Consider the following 6,082-nt stretch of genomic DNA (forward strand, 5'->3'; position numbering starts at 1 on the left):
CAGTGATTTCTCCCTCGAAGCCTTCCAGGACATTGAAGATACGGGTGAAGCCAGCTCGTGTGGCGGCTTCGGCCGCGGCGGCCGAACGTTTGCCGCTGCGGCAGATGAGGAGGATTGCGTCGTGCCTGCCGCAACCAACGAAGAAAAACTGCATTGCTCATGACGGAAGGGGCTAATAAGCCCTTTGGCATAAGCAACGAAGGAAACGGTCGTGCCTGTCGGTGAGCTGGCCTTGTCCGGCAGTTGCCGTTGAGCAGCCGCGTCGCGTTGCTCGCCTGCCTGGTTCCATGTCAGACTGTCGGCATGAGCAGGAGCCTGAGCTGTCAGGATCACATCTGGAACTGCGCAGCCACGCAGGCGGGCGGCGCTGGCGGGGGCAACTGATGCCGTGTGCTCGGGCTGCCCTTCATTTCCACGTCGCATCGGTGCAAGGATTCCGCAATGACCGAGCTGTTCCCGCCCTGGCCGCTACTGTCGGCTTTCGTCGTTGCCAGCCTGATTCTCGCCGTCACGCCCGGGCCTGGCGTGCTCTACATCGTGACGCGCAGCATCGTTCAGGGTCGCCGTTCGGGCCTGGCGTCGGTGGCCGGTGTGGCCCTCGGCAACCTGGGCAATGCGTTTGCTGCGTCAGTCGGTCTTGCCGCCTTGTTCGCGGTCTCGTCGCTCGCCTTTTCCGTGGTCAAGTATGCCGGTGCCTTCTATCTGGTGTACCTCGGCGTGCAGATGCTGCGCTTCGCCCCGGCCGAGCAGGCGGCTGCCGTGCCTTCGGCCGTCTCGCTGTGGCGTGTCTTCAGTGACGGCTTCGTCGTTGCCCTGCTGAATCCCAAGACGACGATTTTCTTTGCCGCCTTCCTGCCGCAGTTCCTGAGCCCCGGAGCGTCACCGGTGTGGCAGGGCCTGGCGTTGGGGGCCTTGTTCGTGGTCATCGCGGCGGCCACCGACAGCGCCTATGCCCTGGCTGCCGGTGTGGTCGCCCCGGCCTTGCGCGGTAGCGGCGTGCGTCGCCTGGGCCGCTGTCTCGGTGGCAGCGTGTTCATCGGTCTTGGGGTTTTTGCCGCGCTGGTGGGGTCGCGCGGTGCCAGGTAGGCCCGATGGTCGTGCGGGCGATCCTGTCCATGAAGCCCCCCTGGTGGAGGCAGTGCGCCATGGTCGTCTGGCGGTACCGGCAGCCTTCCCTGTCGGGCGGAGCAGTTGTCCAGTGCCCTTCCGGCCGCAGCGTCGCCGCGGCGTCGGGTGATTCGCAGCGTGGCCTGGTCATCCCGATCGGGCTGTTCGAGTTGGTCAGTCGTCCCACCCGTGAGTCCGGAGTTTGAGCCGCATGCACATCCGCAACGCCAGGACCGATGACTTCACGCAGATCCTCAGGCTGAACGATGAGTCCGTGCATTTTCTGAGCCCGCTCGATCACGAGCGCCTGACGCTTCTCCACGGCCAGGCCGCTTATCACCGTGTGAGCGAGGATGAGGGTGAGGTCGTGGCGTTTCTGCTGGCCTTTGGCGAGGGTGCCGCGTACGACAGCCCGAACTATCGGTGGTTTGCCGGGCGCTTCGAACGTTTTCTCTATATCGATCGCGTCGTCGTCGATCGCCGGCAGCAGGGCCGTGGTATCGGCCAGTGCTTCTACGCCGATCTCCTGTCGTTTGCCCGGGCCAGCGGCGCTCGGCTCGTCACCTGCGAATTCGATCTCGATCCCCCGAATGATCAGTCGAGGCGCTTCCATGCATCCTTCGGCTTCCGGGAGGTCGGTACGCAGTTCTACGCTGCGGCTGGCAAGCAGGTTTCCCTGCAGGCGCTGTCCATCGACCCCGTGACTCGCGCTTGACGCTGTCGCCGGGTGGTTCGTCCGTGGCCAGCCGATTCCGGTTGCCGCCGCACCGGACGACCAGCACCGGCCGGTCTGTCGCGCTGCAGTGTGGCAGCACTCAATCGAGGTTGTGCGCCGAGAGCAGGACGACCGCGTCGCCGAGGAAAGCGATCCGGATGCCGCGCTCCTGGTTGCCCCAGACGCAGGTTCGCACGCCAAGCGTCTCGTCGCATCGCGCCGGGTCGCCGATGATCTGCTTCACCTCGTCGTACGACTGTCCGACGCGCAGCCGGTTGAAGTGCTCGAGGCTCACCTTCTGGCTGCAGGCGAGGAGGAGCAGCGTCACCCCCGTCAGGATCGCCAACCGGCGCCATCCTGTCTGCTTCATGGCTCGTTCTCCCTGGCGTCGGTGCCCATTCAGGCGTAGTCGACGCAGACATTGTCATTACTCAGCCATTCACGCAGTGCGCTGAGCAGATCGTCCTCCAGACGCACCCGGTTGGCGTCGCCGAAGGCCAGTTCGCAGGCCGCTTCCCCATTGCGGTAGGCCAGACGCACCGGACAATCGCCGGGGGTGTAGGGAGCCAGCAGGCTGCGCAGGCGCTGGACGGGGCGCGCGTTGCTGCCGCTGGCCTGGCCGTTGAGCGACAGGCGCAGGTGGCGGGCGAAGCGGCCACGCGCCTCGGCGAGGGTGAGCAGACGTTCGGCCACCACCTTGACCCGCCCTTCGCCGGCGAAATCGTCGCGCTGGATGCGCCCTTCGACGATCAACACCTCGTCTTCCCGAATCTTGGCGCGTTCGCTGTCGAGCAGTTCGCTGTACACCGAGACTTCGAGTGTGCTGGTGCCGTCGTCGAGCTGGATGAAGACCATCTTGCCGCGTGTCGTGAGCTTGCTGCGCACGCCGACCACCAGCCCGGCGAGCAGTTGGGTTTCCTTGCGTGCCTCGAGTTCGGCCAGCGGTTTGCGCACGAAGTGGGCCACCTCGGCGCGTACGGCATGAAACGGGTGGCCGGAGAAGTAGAAGCCGAGCGCCAGCTTCTCTTCGTTGAGTTGCCGCCTTTCATTCCAGCGCGGCGCTTCGACGTATTTCGGGCCGTGCGCTGCCGCCTCCTCGTCGGTCGCCTCGAGCAGGTCGAACAGGCTCACCTGCATGCAGTTGCGTTCGGCCTGTTCGGCGGCTTCCATGGCGATGCCGACCGAGGCGAGCAGGCGTGCGCGGTGATCGTCGAGCACATCGAAGGCGCCGGCGCGGATCAGGGCCTCGATCGTCCGCCGATTGACCGTGCGCTTGTCGACCCGCCGGCAGAAATCGAACAGATCCTTGAAGTGGCCACCCGCCTCGCGCGCCTTGAGGATGGCGATCACCGCCTGTTCGCCGGTTCCCTTGACGGCGCCCAGGCCGTAACGAATCGTGCCGCGGTCCACCGGGGCGAAGCGATACTCCGAGGCATTGACATCCGGGCCGAGGATGCGCAGCCCGTTGGCGATCGCATCGTCGTGGACGATCTTGACCGTATCGGTGACGTCCATGTCCGAGGACAGCGTCGCCGCCATGAAGGCCGCGCCATGGTGAGCTTTCAGCCAGGCGGTGTGGTAGGTGACCACGGCATAGGCCGCGGTATGCGACTTGTTGAAGCCGTATTCGGCGAACTTCTCCATCAGGTCGAAGAGCTGCATCGCCAGCTTTTCGTCGTGGCCCTTCTTCTTCGCTCCTTCGCGCATCAGGTCGCGGTGCAGGGCCATTTCCTCGGCCTTCTTCTTGCCCATCGCGCGGCGCAGCAGGTCCGCCGCGCCAAGCGTGTAGCCGCCGATGATCTGGGCGATCTGCATCACCTGTTCCTGGTACACGATGACGCCGTAGGTCGGTTCGAGGCAGGACTTGAGATCATCGATGTAGTAGTCGATCTTCTGCTGCCCTTTCTTGCGCAGGATGAAGTCGTCGACCATTCCCGAGCCGAGCGGGCCCGGTCGGTAGAGCGCGAGGACCGCGATGATGTCCTCGAAGCGGTCGGGCGCCAGCTTTCTGACCAGCTTTTTCATGCCCTCCGACTCGACCTGGAAGATCGCCGTGGTGTTGCCGTCCTTGAGGATCTGGTAGGCCTGCGGATCATCGAAGGCCAGTGTTTCGAGGTCGGGCCGTTCGCCGCTCAGCCGTTCGACGTAGTCCACCGCCAGCTTGATGATCGTCAGGTTGCGCAGGCCGAGGAAGTCGAACTTGACCAGCCCGACCTTCTCGACATCGTCCTTGTCGTACTGCGATACCACCGAACCACCGCCGTCGGCCGAGTACACCGGACAGAAATCGGTCAGTTTGCCGGGCGCGATCAGCACCCCGCCGGCGTGCATGCCGACGTTGCGGGTCAGATCCTCGAGACGCGCCGCCAGGGCGAAGAGGTCCCTGACTTCCTCCTCTGACTCGATCCTGGCCTGTAATTGAGGTTCGGCGGCAATCGCCCTGGCCAGCGACAAGGGTTTGTTGGTTTCGACCGGAATCAGCTTGGAGAGCTGGTCGCAGAAGTTGTAGGGCAGATCGAGTACCCGGCCGACGTCGCGAATCACCGCCTTTGACGACATCGTGCCGAAGGTGACGATCTGTGATACCGCCGCCGCACCGTACTTCTGGCGTACGTATTCGATCACCCGCCAGCGGTTGTCCTGGCAGAAATCGATGTCGAAGTCGGGCATCGAAACCCGTTCCGGGTTGAGGAAGCGCTCGAAGAGCAGGGCGTAGCGCAGGGGGTCGAGGTCGGTGATGCCGAGTGCGTAGGCGACGACCGAGCCGGCGCCCGAACCGCGTCCAGGTCCGACCGGGCAGCCGTTGTGCTTGGCCCAGTTGATGAAATCGGCAACGATCAGGAAGTAGCCGGGGAAGCCCATCTGCACGATGGTGTCGGTCTCGAGCTGCAGGCGGGCGTCGTAGGGCGGACGCTGGGCGAGGCGCTCGGCCGGGTCCGGGAGCAGCTTCTGCAGGCGCTGCTCGAGGCCGGCCACTGCCTGCTGGCGCAGGTAGTCGTCGAGCGTCACTCCGGGCGGGGTCGGGAAATCGGGCAGATAGCTCTTGCCGAGCGTGATCTGCAGGTTGCAACGCCTGGCGATTTCCACCGAGTTGGCGAGTGCCGTGGGCAGATCGGCGAACAGTTCGCACATCTCGTCGGCCGACTTGAAATACTGTTGTTCGGTGTACAGGCGTGGCCGGCGGGCGTCGCCGAGCATGTAACCTTCGGCAATGCAGACGCGCGCCTCGTGCGCCTTGAAGTCGTCGTGTTCGAGGAACTGGATCGGGTGGGTGGCGACCAGCGGCAATTCGAGTTCTGCCGCCAGGTCGGCGGTGGCGGCGACCAGCAGTTCCTGCTGCGGCTGTCCGTAGCGCTGCACTTCGAGATAGAAGGCGTCGCCAAAGAGTTCCTGCCAGTGCCGTGCGCGACTCGCCGCGTGCGTGCGGTGACCCTGCAACAGGGCCTCGCCGACGTCGCCGCCAGCGCCGCCCGACAGGGCGATCAGACCATCCACCCCGACCGCCTGCAGCATCTGGCGCGTGATCTCGGCCCGCCCGCGCACGCGCGGCGCGAGATAGGCACGTGACAGCAGTTCGCAGAGCTGCAGATAGCCGTGTTGCGAGCGACAGAGCAGCAGCAGGCGATAGGGGCGATCGGGGTCGGTCTCGTTGGCGATGAACACGTCGCTGCCGAGCAGGGGCTTGATCCCCTTGCCGCGTGCCGCCGAGTAGAACTTGACCAGGCCAAAGAGATTGGCCAGATCGGTCAGGGCCAGCGCCGGCATGCCGCAGGCAGCGGCACGCGCGACCGCCGCGTCGAGCCGGACGATGCCGTCGGTGATCGAGTACTCGCTGTGCAGGCGCAGATGGATGAACGGAGTGTCGGGCATCTGGGCATTTTACCCCGTGGTGGCGGGGCAAAGGCGCGGATCGCGGGCGCTGGCCGGATTACCCCGCCGCTGCGCCGGGAGAAAGGGGGACGCTCGCGCAGTGGCCCGGATGGCCCCGGGCCGGCAACAACCGGTCAGCTATTCACCCAGTCGATGATCGGCTGCCACTGTTCCAGATCCTTCGCGGCACGCGAGGCCGACAGGTCGAACATGGTCATGCCGTGCAGTGTCGTCTGCACGTAGAGCTGTGTTGTGCGCAGATGGGTCAGCACCGGCAGGTCGTACTGGGCGAGAAAACGCTCGAGTTCGGCCGCCGCCCGGGTGCGCGGATCGACGCGCATGCCGACCACGGCGACGAACGCCTGTTCGTTGCGCACCGCTTTCTCCTCG

The 6,082-nt window shown here is 65.3% G+C and carries 4 protein-coding genes and 2 pseudogenes; 2 read left to right on the plus strand and 4 right to left on the minus strand.

The annotated features are described in order from the left end of the window. Positions 1-115, minus strand: a pseudogene (locus JNK99_RS02870) (rhodanese-like domain-containing protein); the annotation flags it as partial. 326 nt (positions 116-441) lie between these two features. Between JNK99_RS02870 and JNK99_RS02875 the strand changes: the two are divergent. Next, positions 442-1,086 carry a LysE family translocator gene (locus JNK99_RS02875; RefSeq protein WP_291848342.1) on the plus strand — a complete coding sequence of 215 codons (645 nt, stop codon included), beginning with the start codon at positions 442-444 and terminating at the stop codon, positions 1,084-1,086. Positions 1,087-1,318: 232 nt separating this feature from the next. Beyond that, on the plus strand, positions 1,319-1,822 hold the full coding sequence (locus JNK99_RS02880; RefSeq protein ID WP_291848345.1) for a GNAT family N-acetyltransferase: 504 nt from the start codon (positions 1,319-1,321) through the stop codon (positions 1,820-1,822). Between the two features lie 100 nt (positions 1,823-1,922). Here JNK99_RS02880 and JNK99_RS02885 read toward each other — a convergent pair whose 3' ends face one another. The 3 genes and pseudogenes from JNK99_RS02885 to JNK99_RS02895 form a co-directional block, all read right to left on the minus strand. Next, positions 1,923-2,192: a hypothetical protein gene (locus tag JNK99_RS02885; RefSeq protein ID WP_291848348.1), complete on the minus strand. Its 270-nt coding sequence runs from the start codon at positions 2,190-2,192 to the stop codon at positions 1,923-1,925. Between the two features lie 29 nt (positions 2,193-2,221). Further along, positions 2,222-5,692 carry a DNA polymerase III subunit alpha gene (dnaE, locus tag JNK99_RS02890; RefSeq protein WP_291848350.1) on the minus strand — a complete coding sequence of 1,157 codons (3,471 nt, stop codon included), beginning with the start codon at positions 5,690-5,692 and terminating at the stop codon, positions 2,222-2,224. A gap of 134 nt (positions 5,693-5,826) precedes the next feature. Next, a pseudogene (locus JNK99_RS02895) lies at positions 5,827-6,082 on the minus strand (ParA family protein); the annotation flags it as partial.

Origin of the sequence: Accumulibacter sp., assembly GCF_016789985.1 — a bacterium.
Classification (GTDB): domain Bacteria; phylum Pseudomonadota; class Gammaproteobacteria; order Burkholderiales; family Rhodocyclaceae; genus Accumulibacter.